This is a genomic window from Pseudolysobacter antarcticus (genome assembly GCF_004168365.1).
In the GTDB taxonomy this organism is placed as follows: Bacteria; Pseudomonadota; Gammaproteobacteria; order Xanthomonadales; family Rhodanobacteraceae; genus Pseudolysobacter; species Pseudolysobacter antarcticus.
In genome coordinates, this window is sequence record NZ_CP035704.1 from 866,195 (window position 1) to 883,497 (window position 17,303).

Annotated in this window: 17 protein-coding genes; 13 read left to right on the forward strand and 4 right to left on the reverse strand. The window is 59.9% G+C overall.

What is annotated here, in order from left to right; all coding sequences use genetic code 11:
* Positions 1-45: 45 nt before the first annotated feature.
* The 4 genes from ELE36_RS03710 to ELE36_RS03725 all read right to left on the reverse strand — a co-directional run bounded on the left by ELE36_RS03710 (position 46) and on the right by ELE36_RS03725 (position 2,412).
* Entirely contained in the window at positions 46-345 is a 300-nt protein-coding gene (locus tag ELE36_RS03710; protein ID WP_129831814.1) for a GrpB family protein, read from the reverse strand.
* An 82-nt stretch (positions 346-427) separates the two neighbouring features.
* On the reverse strand, positions 428-1,000 hold the full coding sequence (locus tag ELE36_RS03715) for an Ig-like domain-containing protein (RefSeq protein WP_129831815.1): 573 nt from the start codon (positions 998-1,000) through the stop codon (positions 428-430).
* A gap of 179 nt (positions 1,001-1,179) precedes the next feature.
* Positions 1,180-1,803, reverse strand: coding sequence for a hypothetical protein (locus ELE36_RS03720; protein ID WP_129831816.1), 624 nt, complete (start codon positions 1,801-1,803; stop codon positions 1,180-1,182).
* A gap of 111 nt (positions 1,804-1,914) precedes the next feature.
* Positions 1,915-2,412 (reverse strand): HEAT repeat domain-containing protein, encoded by a 498-nt coding sequence (locus ELE36_RS03725; RefSeq protein WP_129831817.1) that lies wholly within the window; start codon positions 2,410-2,412, stop codon positions 1,915-1,917.
* Positions 2,413-2,941: 529 nt separating this feature from the next.
* On the opposite strand from ELE36_RS03725, the gene mraZ reads away from it, so the two are divergent.
* The 13 genes from mraZ (at position 2,942) to ftsA (ending at position 17,221) form a co-directional block, all read left to right on the forward strand.
* On the forward strand, positions 2,942-3,388 hold the full coding sequence (gene mraZ / locus ELE36_RS03730) for a division/cell wall cluster transcriptional repressor MraZ (protein ID WP_129836585.1): 447 nt from the start codon (positions 2,942-2,944) through the stop codon (positions 3,386-3,388).
* Between the two features lie 35 nt (positions 3,389-3,423).
* Complete coding sequence (gene rsmH / locus ELE36_RS03735; RefSeq protein ID WP_129836586.1) at positions 3,424-4,350, forward strand: 16S rRNA (cytosine(1402)-N(4))-methyltransferase RsmH; 927 nt, start codon at positions 3,424-3,426, stop codon at positions 4,348-4,350.
* The gene (gene ftsL / locus ELE36_RS03740) at positions 4,347-4,619 is read left to right on the forward strand and encodes a cell division protein FtsL (RefSeq protein WP_129831818.1); all 273 of its coding nucleotides are present in this window, start codon (positions 4,347-4,349) and stop codon (positions 4,617-4,619) included. Before rsmH ends, ftsL begins: the two co-directional genes overlap by 4 nt.
* Positions 4,620-4,781: 162 nt before the next feature.
* Positions 4,782-6,566 (forward strand): peptidoglycan D,D-transpeptidase FtsI family protein, encoded by a 1,785-nt coding sequence (locus ELE36_RS03745; RefSeq protein ID WP_129831819.1) that lies wholly within the window; start codon positions 4,782-4,784, stop codon positions 6,564-6,566.
* On the forward strand, positions 6,563-8,065 hold the full coding sequence (locus ELE36_RS03750; protein ID WP_129831820.1) for a UDP-N-acetylmuramoyl-L-alanyl-D-glutamate--2,6-diaminopimelate ligase: 1,503 nt from the start codon (positions 6,563-6,565) through the stop codon (positions 8,063-8,065). The genes ELE36_RS03745 and ELE36_RS03750 overlap by 4 nt, the downstream gene beginning before the upstream one ends.
* On the forward strand, positions 8,059-9,432 hold the full coding sequence (locus ELE36_RS03755; protein ID WP_129831821.1) for a UDP-N-acetylmuramoyl-tripeptide--D-alanyl-D-alanine ligase: 1,374 nt from the start codon (positions 8,059-8,061) through the stop codon (positions 9,430-9,432). Before ELE36_RS03750 ends, ELE36_RS03755 begins: the two co-directional genes overlap by 7 nt.
* On the forward strand, positions 9,422-10,504 hold the full coding sequence (mraY, locus tag ELE36_RS03760) for a phospho-N-acetylmuramoyl-pentapeptide-transferase (RefSeq protein ID WP_129831822.1): 1,083 nt from the start codon (positions 9,422-9,424) through the stop codon (positions 10,502-10,504). The genes ELE36_RS03755 and mraY overlap by 11 nt, the downstream gene beginning before the upstream one ends.
* Entirely contained in the window at positions 10,504-11,703 is a 1,200-nt protein-coding gene (gene ftsW, locus ELE36_RS03765) for a putative lipid II flippase FtsW (protein WP_129831823.1), read from the forward strand. The genes mraY and ftsW overlap by 1 nt, the downstream gene beginning before the upstream one ends.
* Positions 11,700-12,797 carry an undecaprenyldiphospho-muramoylpentapeptide beta-N-acetylglucosaminyltransferase gene (murG, locus tag ELE36_RS03770; RefSeq protein WP_129831824.1) on the forward strand — a complete coding sequence of 366 codons (1,098 nt, stop codon included), beginning with the start codon at positions 11,700-11,702 and terminating at the stop codon, positions 12,795-12,797. The genes ftsW and murG overlap by 4 nt, the downstream gene beginning before the upstream one ends.
* A complete protein-coding gene (murC, locus tag ELE36_RS03775) occupies positions 12,794-14,266 on the forward strand; it encodes a UDP-N-acetylmuramate--L-alanine ligase (protein WP_129831825.1) in 1,473 nt (490 codons plus the stop codon). The genes murG and murC overlap by 4 nt, the downstream gene beginning before the upstream one ends.
* Entirely contained in the window at positions 14,266-15,213 is a 948-nt protein-coding gene (locus tag ELE36_RS03780; RefSeq protein WP_129831826.1) for a D-alanine--D-alanine ligase, read from the forward strand. The genes murC and ELE36_RS03780 overlap by 1 nt, the downstream gene beginning before the upstream one ends.
* Positions 15,210-15,989: a cell division protein FtsQ/DivIB gene (locus ELE36_RS03785; RefSeq protein ID WP_129831827.1), complete on the forward strand. Its 780-nt coding sequence runs from the start codon at positions 15,210-15,212 to the stop codon at positions 15,987-15,989. The genes ELE36_RS03780 and ELE36_RS03785 overlap by 4 nt, the downstream gene beginning before the upstream one ends.
* Positions 15,986-17,221, forward strand: a complete 1,236-nt coding sequence (gene ftsA, locus ELE36_RS03790; protein WP_129831828.1) for a cell division protein FtsA — start codon at positions 15,986-15,988, stop codon at positions 17,219-17,221. The genes ELE36_RS03785 and ftsA overlap by 4 nt, the downstream gene beginning before the upstream one ends.
* Positions 17,222-17,303 lie beyond the last annotated feature (82 nt).

The following is a 17,303-nucleotide window of genomic DNA, read 5'->3' on the forward strand; positions in this document are numbered from 1 at the left end:
AGGCACCGCAGAGCAGTGACAAGGCCCACCAAGATAAGCCGGACATCAGTGCGCTGATTCGACGTGAAACGTAGTTGCAGAAAAATTCCATTGACGATGTTCAAGCCAGGCGCGAGCCAACAGCCAGACGTGCAGACCCGAGGCGCGTGACTCGATGCTAGCGAGGTCGTGCACGCCAAGCAGAATGTCCAGCACTGGCTTGGCGCAGAGCGCAGGAATCGACGTGCTGCCGATGTGCTCAATGTGCACCGGGATGCCTGCGAATATCAGCGCCAGCTGTACTGCTGCCTCGTTGAACTGCGACGGCCATGAGTTCCGGTATTCAACAAGGTTGACGGAATGCATGACTCGTTTCGTGCGGCATAGCGGCAGGGTAAGCGGCAGGGGCTGGGAACAAAATCTCGGCAATGCTCTTTAGTCAGCGGTTTCAGAATACTCGCTTGAGGCAGGCAGTTGCCACGAGTATCGCAAGAGCAAGTAACAACAAACCGAACGTGCCAGACGCCGGTATGCTCGCAATTGGCGCGGCTGCGAATTGGTTGATGCTGAAAAATGCAGTCGGATCGCTGCCTGTTTTCATAATCTCAGCGTTGTACGCGCTGGCTGAGTAATAGATGCCGCCGACAACGGTATATGTTCCCGCCACAGAACCGCCGATGTAAGTATGGCCGGCTGACGCAACACCGTTCTGGTCGGTGAGGACGCTCTCTCCCGACTGGTTGTCAGAAAAATGTCCGTACATTGCCTGGGGCGGAAGCACGCAGCGCGGATCTCCCGCAAAGCAGATGCTGTAGTTCGTAAAGAACTCAACGGTAAGTCCAGGAATCGGGTTTCCTTGTGGATCGACCACGCGAACGGAGAAAATTGCGGGGATTTCCACGCCCGGCGCGCTTACATTGAAAGAGTCGCTGCCGATGATGGAAATGGTGAGATTGGGATTCGGATTGCGGACGTCCGCGCATGCCAAGTTGGAGGCTACGCATAGAATGAGAAAAGCCAAAAGTCGTAAATTTCGCAAGTTCGTTACTCCGCTTAAGCATTGTTTGAATCGTATAGCAATCCTGCCTCGCCGATAGATCATTCCACTTTCAAAAATACAAATCTACGTTTGCTGGCGGATTAACGCCCGAATTAAGCGGCGTGCCGAAGGCACGTGCGTTTTAATGAATCGTTAGCTGTCTATCTGACAACTGTCTGGACGTGCCGCATTACTCTCGCCGAGAGCTGAAAGAGATCTTTGGCGCTGACTTTGTATTGTTCAGATATTTCGAAAACATCTACCGCATTACTTACCCGTTTCGAGCCTGGATCTGGGTAACGACCAGCCCAAACAACAAAGTGAGAAAGGCCCCTCAATATCGCTTGATCTTTTTTGCTGAGTTCTGGGATGAAGTTGGCAAGCTCGTCTAACCGGTGGTGGAAGTGATTCTTCTCTTGCTTGGTGAATTCGTCCACGCCCAGCTTGATTAAGATCATAGCCTTCAAGCAGATTTCGAGGCTGTAGCCGACCAGCATTAGAGCTACGGCGTGGTATTGGCTGTGACAGATCGTCCTCAGATTTGATGGGATGCTTTCAAAGTTTGGTGGGTTCTTTACCAAACAGATCGCCGCTTCGGAAAGTGCGTTCGCATGACTCAGCCACAGAACTGGATTCTTCAGATCTTCGACGGTTGGGGGCTTTGTGATGTCTATGGGAAAGCCGTTTGCGGTCGCCAGCAATCCCCACTTGTGCCATGCAAGCGCGCTATAACCAAACGGATCCACTGCGAATCCGTTTGGGTCCAGTTGCAGAGATGATTCCATAGACAGCTAGCGCTGGAGTTAAGTGGCCGCTGCCACGAATGCGCCTGAGTTTACGCCATGACCACTCGCAGCGGTCAGCTTGAGCGAGTAGTTAGACGCTGCCGTCTGAACTCACTTTTTGTGCGCCTCCAAGTATTGAATAGCTTCGTGGGCGCTTTCTTGAACATGCGGCGAACTGTCTATTAACAGAGCCTCGATCTCTGGGATCGCTTCGACTGCTCCCAGCTCCGCAAGTGAATATGCTGCGTTTGCACGAACATCTGGCGACGCGTCATGCAATAGCTTCTTCATGCTTGGTATTGCTTGGACAGCGCCGAGATTACCCAGTGAAACTAAGGCGTTTTCTCTAACCGATTTACTCGGACTGCCCAACGCCTCGATGAGTGCAGGAACAGCAGATCTATCGCCAAGCTCGCCTAGGGCTGCGGCCGCATTGTAACGCTGCCACTCGGTGGTACCGTCTTTCAATCTATCGATGTAGGCGGCAACAGAAATGCCTGGCTCGGCAAAGATGTGATCATTGAGCTTAAGTTGGGCATAGATGCGACCGCTTCCCAATGTGGCAAGCAGCGCTACTAGGAAAATTCGCATCGAGCGGTTATGACGCATACACCAGCGCCTAACTAGTAGTAGGAGTGGCGGGAGTGTTGCGCTGAGGCGGCGTAAAGTCAATTAGGCATAACCGAATTTTATTGATCTTCAAATCTCGCTTGTTGCTGCCAAGCCCATATCGTTGTGAACCAGATTTTAGACCACCTAAATTTTTACGGATGAGTGGATCTCAAATTTCGGCGCTCGTTGTTACATGATTGCCTCACCAAATAATTTTGGGCTGAATGGCGGGTTCTAGCGTGCGCCGGTTGCTCGCACAAAACGAAGTTGCGAACAGCGACGAAAGCGCTGTCCACCGCCCGCCAAAATATGTGGTGTCGCATTCTATCGCCACTGCGGGCACCGTGAATTTTCCTGCCTCGTTCGGTTCGCACGCGCGATCAAAACTCGCCCGCGCCACGATTGTTCACACCTCACCCCGCCGCCGCGCACGCAGATGCCTGAAAACCCCTGCTTTTTTCTTGACAGTGCCTACTCGCGGGACTAATGTGGGCCGCAGTGGTTTTTCGTGGTGATTGGTGGGTTTGTGTTCCAAGGCGAAAGCGCGATCACGATTGATGAAAAGAACCGTCTGGCGATCCCGACGGTCTACCGGGAGCTGATTGCATCAGCTTGCGCGAATCGTCTTGTGTTCGTCTATAACCCGTTCGAGCACGGCTGCTTGTGGCTGTTTCCCGTGCAGGAGTGGGAAACGGTGCGCGATCAGGTCAACGCATTATCCAACGTCAAGCGTGTGCATCGCGATCTGCAGCTCAAGCTGGTCGGTGCGGCAACACCGGTGGAGCTGGATGGCAATGGTCGCGTGCTGGTGCCGGCCAGTCAGCGTACTGCGGCAAGCATCGAACGGAAAGTGGTGTTGCTCGGCATGGACAGGAAATTCGAGTTGTGGAGTGAGCAAGCCCATCTCGCCAAGATTCGCCAGACCATCGGTGAAGACGAAATCAGCGATGACATGCTGGAACTGAAATTGTAGTGAACGACTCACTCCCTGACGAAGCACGACAGCACATGAGCACGCAGGGTTTGAAACATATTCCAGTGATGTTGCAAGAAGCGCTCGACGGCCTAGGCATCAGGCCGGACGGCTGTTATCTGGATGGAACGTTTGGTCGCGGCGGGCATGCGCGCGAAGTGTTGCAAAGGCTGGGGCCGCAAGGTCGCTTGCTGCTGATGGACCAGGATCCAACAGCAGTGGCGGTGGCCGAAAAAGAATTTGGTGGCGATGCGCGTGTGGCGATTCGCTACGGCAGTTTCGCCGAGCTGGGCAACTGGAGCGCGACCGAAGCCGGGCTGGATGGTGTGTTGCTGGATCTGGGTGTGTCCTCGCCGCAACTCGACGAGGCGGCGCGCGGATTCAGTTTTCAGGCGGATGCGCCGCTGGATATGCGCATGAATCCATTGGCCGGCGAGAGCGCCGCACAGTGGCTGGTGCGCAGCAGCGAGCGCGAAATCGCCGAGGTGTTGTGGGGTTACGGTGAAGAACGGTTTGGACGTCCGATCGCACGCGCCATTGTTGAGCAGCGTGCCGAGATGGCGATCGAAACCACCACGCAACTGGCCGAGCTGGTGGCGCGTGTGGTGAAAAAACGCGAGCCGGGCAGACACCCGGCCACGCGCACGTTTCAGGCGTTGCGGATTCAGGTGAATGCGGAGTTGCAAGCTCTTGAGCACGGATTGGTAGGTGCGCTCGCGCGGCTCAATACCGGCGGACGTTTAGCGGTGATCAGTTTTCACTCGCTGGAGGATCGTATCGTGAAGCGCTTCATGCGCGAGCAATCCCAGGCGCCAATGACGCGTCGTGGTTTGCCACCGCCGCCGGAAACGGGGTTGAAGTTGAAATTGATTGGCGGCGCGCAGTTTCCGGGCGATGCCGAGGTGGCGATAAACCCGCGTTCACGCAGTGCGGTGTTGCGTGTGGCGGAGCGGCTGGCATGAGGCGCGCAGGATTATTTGCGCTGACCGTGTTGCTGCTCGCGGTGATCGGTAGCGCGATTGCGGTGGTGTTCGAGCGGCAGGAAGGTCGACTGCAATTTGTCGAACTGGATCGGCTGCAAAAAGAACGCGATGAAATGAATTTCGAGTGGGGCCGTCTGCAAATTGAGCAGGCGACCTGGGCGGAAAACAACCGAATAGAACAGATTGCACGCAGTCAGCTCGGCATGGTTTCGCCCAGCGCTGCGGAGACGGTCATCATAAAAAGGTGAAACGGCGGTGAGGGGGAAAACCTACTACGCCAGCAAGAATACGCCGCAAGGTCGCATTGACCAGGCAGCGTCTGCGCCGCAGCAATGTGGCGCACCGGAGCGTCGCGAATTTGCGCAGGCAGAATCGTGGCGCTTGCTCGTGTCCGCTCGCGCGGTGATCCCATGAAAACCACGCGCGGCAAAGTCATCGTCAACACCCGCGGCCGACTCTACGTTGTGCTGATGGTGCTCGCGCTCGGCTCGACCGCGCTGGTCGTGCGCGCGGTCGATCTGCAAGTGGTGCGCAAGGATTTTTATCAGGAACAAGGCGACGCGCGTTATCTGCGCGACATCGCCATTCCGGTATCGCGCGGCATGATCACAGATCGCAACGGTGAGCCGCTGGCGGTATCGACGCCGCTCGATGCGATCTGGGCGGTGCCGCAAGATTTGCTCGATCATGCCGATCGATTCAACGAGCTGGCCAAGGCGCTGGATGTCGATGCCGAGGAGTTGCAGCGGCAACTCGTGAGCAAATCCGACAAGCAGTTCATCCCGCTCAAGCGTCACCTCAATCCGGATGATGCCGCGGCGATTCTCAATCTGCGCATTCCGGGTATTTCATCGCAGCGCGAGTATCAGCGTTATTACCCGAGCGGCGAAGTGATGGCGCACGTCATCGGCTTCACCAACAACGACGATCGCGGCCAGGAAGGTCTGGAGCTCGCGTTCGACGATTGGCTATCCGGCAAGCCCGGCGTCAAGCGCGTGATGCAGGATCGCCTCGGTCATGTCGTTGAAAGTGTCGAGCTTGTGCGCGAGCCGAAACCCGGTCGCGACCTGGCGTTGTCGATCGATCGCCGCTTGCAATATCTCGCGTATCGCGAACTCAAATTGGCCATCGACAAGAACAAGGCGAAGTCGGGTTCGATGGTGATTCTTGATGTTGCCACGGGCGAGATTCTGGCGATGGTCAACCAGCCGTCGTTCAATCCGAATTCGCGCATCAATATCGATTTCTCGGCACGCCGCAATCGCGCCATGACCGACGTGGTTGAACCTGGTTCGACGATGAAACCGTTCACGATCGCCGCGGCGCTCGAAAGCGGCAAATGGAAGCCGACCTCGATGGTCGATACCTCGCCGGGCACGTTCCAGTATTACGGCTACACGATTCGCGATACGCACAATCACGGCATGCTGAATCTCACCGGCATCCTGACCAAGTCGAGCAATATCGGCGCGGCCAAGATCGGCATCAGCATGGATCGCGAAGTGCTCTACAACATGTTCAACCGCTTTGGTTTCGGCCAGACGACCGGCTCAGGTTATCCCGGCGAATCGCCCGGCGTGCTCGCGCCCGCCAACAAGTGGGGGCCGGTGGAAAAGGCGACGATTTCTTACGGCTACGGCCTCAGCGTGACGCCGCTACAACTTGCCAACGGCTACGCCGCACTCGCGCGTGGCGGCCGTTCGCATCCGCCCACGTTCGTCAAGGATGCGGTGAATCCGGACGCAGCGATCCTCGATCCGCAGATCGCGCAGACCATTATCGGCATGCTCGAAACCGTGATCACGCCCGAAGGCACCGCGCCGCAAGCGGCAGTGAAAAACTTCCTCGTCGCGGGCAAGACCGGCACCTCGCGTCGCGCGGTCGGCGGCAGTTACGAGAGCCGCTATGTATCGCTGTTCGCGGGCATCGTGCCGGCGAGTGCGCCGCGTCTGGTCGGCGTGGTCGTGATCAACGATCCCGCGGTGAACGGCAATTCGTACTACGGTGGATTGGTCTCGGCACCGGTGTTCGGCAAGGTCATGGCCGATGCGCTGCGCCTGCTCGATGTGCCGCCGGACAACATCAAGAACTGGTATACCAGCGGCCCGCAAGCGGGGCAGGCGATTGATGCCACGATGCCGTTGCCGCTGACTGCCGCTGAAGAAGAAAATTCGGCGGAGGTTGTGCCGGAATGAACGCGCTCCGCACCGCCATGAACCTGCGCGATCTGCTCGCCGATGCGGCGCTGCCTGCGGCGCTCGGCGATATCGTCGTGCGTGGTTTGCAACTCGATTCGCGTTTGGTTATGCCGGGCGATGCGTTCGTCGCACTACGCGGCGCACATCAGCACGGCATTACGTTTGCCCCGACGGCGTTGGCGCGAGGTGCGCAGGTCATTCTGGCCGAGGCACCCGCGCCCGTCGCATTCGCACCGGTCGCATCGTCTGAAAATCAGCCGGTGCTGTGGATCGAACAACTGCGCGATCAGCTCGGTGGCATCGCGTCACGCTTTTACGGCGCGCCTTCGGCAACGATGCAAGTGATAGGCGTCACCGGCACCAACGGCAAGACCTCGACTGTGCAATTGCTCGCGCAAGCGCTGAGCAGCGTCGGTTTGACGACAGCCAGCATCGGTACGCTCGGCGCAGGTTTACACGGCGCCTTGCGCACCGGTGAACGCACAACGCCCGACGTGCTCAGTGTGCATGCCTTGTTCGCCGAATTTCGCGATGAAGGCGCGAGTCATGTGGCGATGGAAGTTTCATCGCACGCGCTCGATCAGGGCCGCGTCGATGCGATTGCGTTCGACATCGCGGTGTTCACCAATCTCACGCGCGATCACCTCGATTATCACGGCGACATGCAAAGTTATGCCGCCGCCAAAGCGCGCCTGTTCGCGTGGCCCGGATTGAGCTGCGCGGTGATCAACGCCGATGATGCGTTCGGTCGCGCACTGCTGCAGCAATTGCCAGCGAGCGTATCCGCATTGAGCTACGGCATCGATGCGGCGAACGCGGATATTCGTGCGAGTGGAATCGAAACCTCGGCGCACGGTTTGCGTTTTCATCTGCATACGCCGTGGGGCGACGGCGCGGTGGGATCGTCGTTGCTCGGGCGTTTCAACATTGCCAACCTGCTCGCAGTAATCGGTTGTCTTGGTGCGTTGGATTTCAGTTTCGCGCAGATTCAAAATGCGATCGCGCAACTCCAGCCGGTAGCCGGGCGCATGAATCGCCTCGGTGGCGAAAACGCCGCACCGCTGATCGTGGTGGACTACGCGCACACGCCCGATGCGCTCGAACAAACGCTGAGCAATTTGCGCGCGCACAGCGCCGGCCGTTTGATCTGCGTATTCGGTTGCGGTGGCGAGCGCGACCAGGGCAAACGTCCGCAAATGGGCGCGATTGCGGAACGTCTTGCGGACGTTGCCATCGTCACCGACGACAATCCGCGTGGCGAAGATGGCGATGTGATCGTCGCGCAAATTCTCGCGGGATTTTCTGCGCCGAACAACGTCACTGTCGAACGTCGTCGTGCCGCTGCCATCGCGCTCGCGATCAAGCAGGCGCGCCGTGGCGATGTTGTGCTGATCGCCGGCAAAGGCCATGAGGATTATCAGGAAGTCGGCGGCAGGAAATTGCCTTTCGACGATCTGCAAGTGGCGCGCTCGGTGATGGGGGCGCATACATGTTGAATCTGCGTCTCTCCGATATTGCACGGCTCACCGGTGGTCGCCTGCATGGCGCCGATGCAACCGTGCAAAACGTCGCCACCGATTCGCGCCAGCCGCAATCTGGCGCAATGTTCATCGCGCTCAAGGGCGAGCAATTCGACGCCCACGATTTTGTCGCCGACGCGCAGCAACAAGGCGCGATTGCGGCATTGGTCGGTCGACAACTCGATCTGCCGATGGCGCAAGTCATCGTTGCCGATACCGAACGCGCGCTCGGAGCAATCGCCACGTTCGTGCGCGCCGCCCACAACGCGCACGTGGTCGGCATCACCGGCTCGAACGGCAAGACCACGGTCAAGGCTCTGGTCGCGTCGATCCTGCAGCGCGCCGGTCGCACGCATGTCAACGCCGGAAATTTCAACAACGAAATCGGACTGCCGCTGACCGTGCTCGCGCTACCCGCAGACGCCGAGTTCGCGGTGCTCGAAATGGGCGCGGGCAAACCCGGCGACATCGCATATCTTGCTGCCATCGCCAAGCCACAGATCGGCCTCGTCAACAACATTGCCGCGGCGCATCTTGAGCGTATGGGAAATCTGCAAGGTGTCGCGACGACCAAGGGCGCAATCTATCAAACGTTGCCGCAAGACGGTGTCGCGATCATCAATGCCGACGACGCGTTCGCGGAATTTTTCGCCGGACTCGCAGGTGCGCGACGCATCGTGCGATTTGGCATCGAGCATCGCGCGGATGTGAGCGCGAGTGTCCACAACCTTGGCGCAAATAGCACATTCACCTTGCACACGCCGTTGGGCGATTGCGAAGTCGACTTGCCGCTCAGCGGTTGCCACAACGTCATGAACGCGTTGGCCGCGAGTGCGATCGCGATTGCGCTGGATGTGCCGCTCGAAACAATCAAGCTCGGACTGGAAAATGCCGCGCCGGTGAAAGGGCGATTGATCCGCCACACCAGCGCGCTCGGCTGGACATTGATCGACGATACCTACAACGCCAATCCGGCCTCGACCGCCGCGGCCATCGCAACTCTCGTGCTGCAACCGGGCGAGCCGTGGCTCGTGCTCGGTGACATGAAGGAGCTCGGTGCCGATGCCGCACAACTGCACGCCGAGATCGGTGCGCTGGCGCAACGCAGCGGCGTGCGTCGGCTGTTCGGCGTCGGCGAATTGACACGTTCGGCAGTCAACTCTTTTGGCGCGGATGCAACGCATTATCCGGATCAACAATCGCTCGGTGATGCCTTGCGCCGCGAGATCCATTCCGGCGTGGTTTGTCTGATCAAGGGCTCGCGTTCATCAGCGATGGAAAAAATCGTGACGGCCTTGCTCAGTGCCAACGATGCGACGCACGGAGCACAGCATGCTGCTTGAACTTGCCAACCATTTGCGCGATCTCTGGGGCGGATTCCATCTGTTCCAGTACGTCACGTTTCGCACCATCATGAGCACGCTCACCGCGCTCGTGACGTCGTTGCTGTTCGGCCCGATGGTGATCCGCAAGCTCGCTGCGCAGAAAGCCGGGCAGGTGATTCGCATCGATGGTCCTCAGTCGCATTTTTCCAAGGCTGGCACGCCGACGATGGGCGGCGCGCTGATCCTGCTCGCGCTCACCGTTTCCACTTTGCTGTGGTCCGACCTGCATAACCGCTACATCTGGATCACGCTCGGCATCACGCTGGCATTCGGCGTGATCGGTTTCTACGACGACTATCGCAAGATCGCGCTCAAGGACAGCCGCGGTCTGCCGGCGCGTTGGAAATATTTCTGGCAATCGCTGTTCGGTCTCGGCGCGGCACTTGGTTTGTATTTCACTGCGAGCGTGCCGGCGGAAACCGCGCTGTATGTGCCGCTGTTCAAGCAGGTCGCGATTCCGCTCGGCGTGATGATCGTGCCGCTGGCGTATCTGATGATCGTCGGCTTCTCGAATGCGGTGAATCTCACCGACGGCCTCGACGGTCTGGCGATCATGCCGACCGTGCTCGTCGCCGCCGCACTCGGTGTTTTTGCTTACGCCGCAGGCAACGCGGTGTTCTCGAGTTACCTGCAGATTCCAGCGATTCCCGGATCGAGCGAACTGTGCATTTTCTGCGGCGCGCTGGCCGGTGCCGGCCTCGGATTTTTGTGGTTCAACGCCTATCCCGCGCAAGTATTCATGGGCGATGTCGGCGCGCTTGCCGTCGGCGCCGCGCTCGGTACGGTGGCGGTGATCGTGCGCCAGGAAATCGTGCTGTTGATCATGGGCGGCATCTTCGTCATCGAAACCGCCTCGGTGATCATCCAGGTGGCGAGTTTCAAGCTCACCGGCAAACGTGTGTTCCGCATGGCGCCGATCCATCACCACTTCGAACTCAAAGGTTGGCCCGAGCCGCGCGTGATCGTGCGCTTCTGGATCATCAGCGTCGTGCTGGTGTTGATCGGCCTCGCCACGTTGAAGGTGCGCTGATGTTCGGCATGAATAATCAGGCACGACGCAAGAGCGATATCGACGGCCAGTTCGACACCGGCCTGTTGCTCGCCGCAGCCGCGCTCGCTGCGCTCGGCGTGATCATGGTTTCGTCCGCGTCGATCGCGATCGCCGACGGCCAGCACGTCGGGCCGTTTTATTACCTCACGCGTCACCTGGTATTTCTTGCCCTCGGTTTGACCTTGGCGACGGCGATGACCAAGGTCGAGCTGAGCTGGTTCGAGCGCAACAGTTTTCCGCTGCTGCTGCTCGCGGTGTTCCTGTTGCTGCTGGTGTTCGTGCCGGGCATTGGCATGCGCATCAACGGATCGCGGCGCTGGATCCGTCTGGTCGTCGCGAGCTTCCAGACTGTCGAGGCAGTGAAGCTGTTGCTGATCATCTATCTCGCGAGTTACCTCGTGCGTCATCGCGATAGCGTGCAGGGCAAATTGTTCGGCGTGATCAAGCCGCTTGGCGTGGCATTGATGCTGGTCGTGCTGCTGCTTGCGCAGCCGGATTTCGGCAGCGCGACTTTGCTGATCTGCGTTACCGTCGGCATGATCTGGCTCGGCGGCGCGCGTCTGCGCAATCTCGTTTATCTCGCGATTCCGGCGATGCCCGCGCTGGCTTGGGCGGCGTTGTCGCAGGACTATCGCGTCAAGCGCCTGACCTCGTTCCTGAATCCGTGGGAGAACCCGTTCACCGATGGATTCCAGCTCACCCAAGCGCTGATCGCGGTCGGTCGCGGCGAGTGGTTCGGCGTTGGCCTTGGTGCGAGTATCCAGAAACTTTTCTACCTGCCCGAAGCACACACCGACTTCATCATGGCGGTAATCGCGGAAGAACTCGGGCTGGCCGGCATCGTGCTCGTGTTGCTGTTATTCGCCGCACTCGCTGGGCGCGGTTTTGTGATCGGCATGCGCGCGATCGAGCGTGGCCAGCGCTTCGGCGGATATTGCGCGTTCGGTATTTCGTTGTGCCTGAGCCTGCAGGCGATGGTCTCGATCGGCGTGAATCTCGGCGTATTGCCGACCAAAGGTTTGACCTTGCCGCTGATCAGCTCCGGCGGATCCAGCGTGATGATGACCTGCGTCGCGATCGGCATGCTGCTGCGCGTGAGTTATGAATTGAGCCGCGCCGAAAACATGGCGGACAATCTTGCCGACGCTGCCGCTAATGCCGAAGGTGTGCGCGCATGACGACGCTGACATCACAGTCGTCTGCACCCGTGCTGATCATGGCCGGCGGTACCGGCGGACATATTTTTCCGGGCCTTGCGGTTGCCGCTGAATTGCGCAAGCGCGGCGTGCCGGTGGTCTGGCTCGGTGCGGCGGGTGGACTTGAAACGCGGCTCGTGCCTCAGGCCGGCATCGAACTCGCAACGCTGCGCATTGGCGGCATCCGCGGCAAGGGTTTGTTGACCATGATCGGCGCACCGCTGCGCATTCTGCGCGCGGTGTATCAGGCCTGCGCGGTGCTGCGCCGCGTGCGTCCGCGCAGTGTGTTGAGCATGGGCGGATATGCCGCCGGGCCGGGCGGAATCGCCGCGTGGTTGCTGCGTCGCCCGTTGCTGGTACACGAGCAGAATCGCATTCCGGGCGTGACGAATCGCGTGCTCGCCAAACTTTCGCGCAAGGTTTTGTGCGGATTTTCCGATGCGTTTGCGAATGACTCGCGCGCGCAGTGGGTAGGCAATCCGGTGCGCCGCGAGATCAGCGAGATCGCCGCACCGGGGACACGATTTGCGACACGGGACGGCGCGCCGCGTCTTTTGATTCTCGGTGGCAGTCTCGGCGCGCAAGCGCTCAATACGCGCGTGCCGCAAGCGCTCGCCCGTTTGCCGTCGGCGCAGCGTCCCGATGTGCGTCATCAGTGCGGCACAAAGCACGTCGATGCGGCGCGCGCCGCATATTTCGACGCTGGAGTTGCCGCGATTGTCGAACCCTTTATCGCAGATATGGCTGAGGCGTATGCGTGGGCCGATCTCGTGATATGCCGCGCTGGCGCATTGACCGTGGCGGAACTCGCCGCTGCCGGAATCGGCGCGGTGCTCGTGCCGTTTCCGTTTGCGGTGGACGATCATCAAACACGCAACGGCGAAACTCTGGTCGCAGTAAATGCGGCATTGCTGCTACCCGAATCGGCGGCCAGCGCTGAACGTATTGCCGACATTCTCCGCGAGCTGCTAACGGATCGCGCACGTCTGCTGGCGATGGCAAATGCCGCACGCACACTGGCGAAACCGGATGCCGTCGCAGTGATCGCACAAGCCTGTATCGAGGTCGGCGCATGACACCGACTCGCCTCAGTCCGCACGAAGACATCATGCAGGATTTCCGTCGTGTGCATTTCGTCGGCATCGGCGGCGTCGGCATGAGCGGCATTGCCGAAGTGCTGCAGAATCTCGGCTATTCCGTTTCCGGTTCGGACAAAGCTGATTCGGCGACGACACGTCGCTTGGCACAACTCGGTGTGCGCATCGAGCACGGTCATGACGCGGCGCATGTAGCCGATGTCGATGTGATGGTCGTGTCGAGTGCGATCAAAGCCGACAACCCGGAATTGTTGGCAGCGCGCGAACGTCGCATTCCGGTCGTGCCGCGCGCGGAAATGCTCGGCGAACTCATGCGCTTTCGTCGTGGCATCGCGGTCGCCGGTACGCACGGCAAAACCACCACCACCAGTCTCACCGCAAGCGTGTTGGCCGAAGGCGGACTCGATCCGACCTTCGTCATCGGCGGCCAGCTGGTATCGGCTGGCGCGAACGCGCGCCTCGGTACCGGCGAATATCTCGTGGCCGAAGCCGACGAATCCGACGGTTCATTTTTGATGTTGAATCCGGTGATCGCGATCATCACCAATATCGACGCCGATCATCTCGAAAACTACGGCAACGACTTCGCCCAGTTACGCAAGGCGTTCGATGATTTTCTGCACCGCCTGCCGTTTTATGGCGTCGCGGTATTGTGCGTGGACGATGCCGAAGTGGCCGAGCTCGCTGCCGCGACGACACGCCGCACGGTCACATACGGTATCGAAAACGTGGCCGATGTGCGCGCCACGGATATCCGCCAGAACGGCCAGCAGATGCATTTCGATCTGCATCTTTCCGAGCATGCGGATGCGTTGCCTGTTACCTTGAATCTGCCGGGTCGGCACAATGTCTTGAATGCGCTCGCGGCTGCCGCGGTGGCGTGGCAGCTCGGCGTGACGCCTGAGGCGATTCAATCCGCGCTCGCCGGATTTCAAGGCGTGGGTCGACGTTTTCATGTGCGCGGTGAACTCACACTCGATCAAGGCACCGCGCTGCTGGTTGATGACTACGGCCATCATCCGCGCGAACTCGCTGCGGTGTTCGAGGCGGCGCGCGGTGGTTGGCCGGAACGGCGTCTCGTTGTCGCATTCCAGCCGCATCGCTACAGCCGCACGCACGATCTGCTGGACGACTTCGCCAAGGTATTGGCCGAGGTGGACGTGCTGGTATTGACTGAAATCTATGCCGCCGGTGAAACCCCGATCACGAATGCCGACGGTCGCGCGCTGGCGCGTGCGGTGCGCGCGCGCGGCAAGGTCGATCCGGTGTTCGTCGAGCATCCGAGTGAATTCGAATCGGAGTTGCCGGCGTTGTTGCGCGATGGCGATGTGCTGCTGCTGCTCGGTGCCGGCGACATCGGCGCAGTCGCCAGCCAACTTGCGCGCAAGGGCAATCTGCAAGCGCCCGCGCCGGGTGCGGCAAAACCAAAATCGGCGAGAAAGAAGTGATGCAAGTGGCTCAGAAGAAAAATTCCGATCCCAAACAATTCGGCCGCGTTGCGGTCGTATTGGGCGGCAATTCTGCCGAGCGCGAAGTGTCACTGAATTCCGGCGCGAATGTGCTCGCCGCGTTGAAATCACGCGGCGTCGATGCGCATGCGGTTGACGGTGTTCCGGCCTTGCTCGATGCATTGCGCGCCGGACATTTCGCGCGCGTGTTCAACATTTTGCATGGCCGCGGTGGCGAAGACGGCGTGCTGCAAGGTGCGTTGCAATCGCTCGGCGTGCCGTTTACGGGTTCCGGCGTGCTTGGCTCAGCGCTGTCGATGGACAAGGTTCGCACCAAGCAGGTGTGGCAGGCGCTGGGTTTGCCCACACCTGCGTACGTTGCGTTGAAGCGCGGCGAAGATGTGAGCGCGGCGATCGCGCAACTCGGCATGCCGGTGATCGTCAAGCCGTCGCATGAAGGTTCGAGTGTAGGCATCACCAAAGTGCGCAGCGCGGCGGATCTGCCTGCGGCGATCGAGCTGGCGGCGCGTTACGACGGCGAGCTCGTGATCGAGGCTTTGGTCGAAGGCGAGGAATACACCATCGCGATCTTGAACGGCGTCGCCTTGCCGAGCATCCACATCGTGCCGAAAGGTGGTTTCTACGACTACCACGCGAAGTATGTTTCGGACGAGACGCAATACATTTGCCCGGGTCTCGACGGTGTTGCCGAGGAAGAAATTCGCGCGCTGTCGCTGCGTGCGTTCGACGCCGCTGCGTGCGCGGGCTGGGGCCGGGTCGACGTGATGCGCGATGCGCAAGGTCGCAACTGGCTGCTCGAAGTCAACACCACGCCGGGCATGACCAGCCATTCGCTGGTGCCAAAAGCGGCGCGTGCGGTCGGCATCGAATTCGAAGAATTGTGCTGGCGCATTCTCGAAACCAGCATGCTGGAGACAGCGCCATGAGAGGCGGCTTGATTCTCAAATTGCTGGCGTGGGGTTTGGCATTGAGTCTGGTCGTGCTGCCGATCGTCGGCGTGCTCAACGGTTGGTTTGCCGGTGAGCGCTGGCCGGTGCGTTCGTTGCAGGTCGAGGCCGAGTACAACCATGTCAGTGCCGAGGAGATTCGCGCCGCCGTGGCGAATCATGTCGGCAACGGATTTTTTGCAACAAAGCTAGATGAATTGCAGGCTGCGGTCGCCGCGTTGCCGTGGGTGGAAAAAGCCGAAGCGCGCAAACATTGGCCGGACATGATTCTGCTGCGTGTCACCGAATTGCAGCCGGTCGCGCGCTGGGGCGCGAACAAGCTGATCAGCGCCGATAGCCGGATTTTTGCCGCGCCGGGTGCCGAGAACATGCAGGGCCTGCCGCGACTCGCCGGCCCCGATGACGCGCTGGCAAATGTCATCGCGTTTTATGCCAGTGCGCAGAAAATTCTTGCGGGCAGCGGCATGACCGTCAACGGCGTCGAGCTCAGCGAGCGCGGCAGCTGGAAACTCGCTTTGAGCAACGGTTCGGAACTCGAACTCGGTCGTGAACAACCCGAGCAGCGCCTGCAACGTTTCATCAACGTCTATCCGCGTTTGCTGGCCGGACACACCGGCAACTTTGAAAAAGTCGATCTGCGCTACAGCAACGGCTTCGCGATCAAATGGCCGGAGGCGCCCGCGAGCGTTACTCCACCCGCAGTCAAAAAACCGCAGCCGGCCGCGCCGGAACCTGCGGCAAGAGGCGTGACATGAAAGGCAAAGGTGAAAAGTCGCTGATCGTGGGGCTGGATATTGGCACCTCGAAGATCGTCGCGATCGTCGGCGAATACGCGCCGGGCGAACCGGTCGAGGTGATCGGCATCGGCTCGCATCATTCGCATGGATTGAAGCGCGGCGTGGTCGTGGATATCGAGTCGACCGTGCAATCGATCCAGCGCGCGATCGAGGAAGCCGAACTCATGGCCGGCTGCGAAATCCGTTCGGTGTATGCGGGAATTTCCGGCAGTCATATTCGCTGCCTGAACTCGCACGGCATCGTGCCGATCCGCGACAAGGAAGTGACCGAAGGAGATCGCGAGCATGTGATCGAAGCCGCACGCGCCGTCGCAATTCCGGCCGATCAAGAGCGTTTGTATTCGGAAGCGCAGGAATATGTGATCGACGGGCAGGAAGGCATTCGTCATCCGATCGGCATGAGCGGCGTGCGCCTCGAAGCGCGCGTGCATCTGGTCACCGGCGCAATGAGCGCGGCGCAGAATATTCGCAAGTGCGTATCGCGTTGTGGTTTGAAGGTAGACGATCTGGTGCCGCAGCAAGTGGCATCGAGCTACGCCGTGCTGACGCAGGACGAGCGCGATCTCGGTGTATGTTTGGTCGATATCGGCGCCGGCACCACCGACATTGCGATCTTCACGCAAGGCGCATTGCGTCACACCGCATCGCTGCCGATTGCGGGCGATCAGGTCACCAACGATATCGCCGTGGCGTTGCGCACACCGACGGCACATGCCGAAGAAATCAAGGTCAAGTATGCGTGCGCACTCGCGCAACTTGCGCATGCCGAAGAAACCATCCAGGTGCCGAGCGTCGGTGATCGGCCGCCGCGTCGCTTGGCGCGCCAGACCCTGGCCGAAGTGGTGCAGCCGCGCTACGAGGAATTGTTCTCGCTGGTGCAGGCCGAGTTGCGTCGCTCCGGTTACGAGAGTCTCGTTGCGGCCGGCATCGTGCTCGCCGGTGGCGCGTCGAAGATGGAAGGCGTGGTCGAACTCGCCGAAGAAATTTTCCACATGCCGGTGCGCATCGGCATTCCTCAACACGTGACCGGACTGGCCGATGTGGTCAGCAATCAGATCCATGCGACCGGTGTTGGTCTGCTGATTTACGGCAGCCGCCAGGAAACCCGCAATGCCAACGGCAGCCAGCGCAGCGGCGCGGCAAGCGGTTTGTGGGGCAAGGTCAAGAACTGGATTGCCGGCGAATTTTAGTGAAAAGAAAACAGGGCGGCGGCGTATAGGCATCGACTGATAGGCGCCGTCGAGTAAGGAAATGCAGTGGCGGACAGATTCA

Excerpts from the sequence above, each read along its gene's own strand:
- ELE36_RS03710 (WP_129831814.1), bottom strand. The coding sequence starts at position 345 with ATGCATTCCGTCAACCTTGTTGAATACCGGAACTCATGGCCGTCGCAG.
- ELE36_RS03720 (WP_129831816.1), bottom strand. The coding sequence starts at position 1,803 with ATGGAATCATCTCTGCAACTGGACCCAAACGGATTCGCAGTGGATCCG.
- ELE36_RS03725 (WP_129831817.1), bottom strand. The coding sequence starts at position 2,412 with ATGCGTCATAACCGCTCGATGCGAATTTTCCTAGTAGCGCTGCTTGCC.
- rsmH (WP_129836586.1), top strand. The coding sequence starts at position 3,424 with ATGAGCACGCAGGGTTTGAAACATATTCCAGTGATGTTGCAAGAAGCG.
- ftsL (WP_129831818.1), top strand. The coding sequence starts at position 4,347 with ATGAGGCGCGCAGGATTATTTGCGCTGACCGTGTTGCTGCTCGCGGTG.
- ELE36_RS03745 (WP_129831819.1), top strand. The coding sequence starts at position 4,782 with ATGAAAACCACGCGCGGCAAAGTCATCGTCAACACCCGCGGCCGACTC.
- ELE36_RS03750 (WP_129831820.1), top strand. The coding sequence starts at position 6,563 with ATGAACGCGCTCCGCACCGCCATGAACCTGCGCGATCTGCTCGCCGAT.
- ELE36_RS03755 (WP_129831821.1), top strand. The coding sequence starts at position 8,059 with ATGTTGAATCTGCGTCTCTCCGATATTGCACGGCTCACCGGTGGTCGC.
- mraY (WP_129831822.1), top strand. The coding sequence starts at position 9,422 with ATGCTGCTTGAACTTGCCAACCATTTGCGCGATCTCTGGGGCGGATTC.
- ftsW (WP_129831823.1), top strand. The coding sequence starts at position 10,504 with ATGTTCGGCATGAATAATCAGGCACGACGCAAGAGCGATATCGACGGC.
- murG (WP_129831824.1), top strand. The coding sequence starts at position 11,700 with ATGACGACGCTGACATCACAGTCGTCTGCACCCGTGCTGATCATGGCC.
- murC (WP_129831825.1), top strand. The coding sequence starts at position 12,794 with ATGACACCGACTCGCCTCAGTCCGCACGAAGACATCATGCAGGATTTC.
- ELE36_RS03780 (WP_129831826.1), top strand. The coding sequence starts at position 14,266 with ATGCAAGTGGCTCAGAAGAAAAATTCCGATCCCAAACAATTCGGCCGC.
- ELE36_RS03785 (WP_129831827.1), top strand. The coding sequence starts at position 15,210 with ATGAGAGGCGGCTTGATTCTCAAATTGCTGGCGTGGGGTTTGGCATTG.
- ftsA (WP_129831828.1), top strand. The coding sequence starts at position 15,986 with ATGAAAGGCAAAGGTGAAAAGTCGCTGATCGTGGGGCTGGATATTGGC.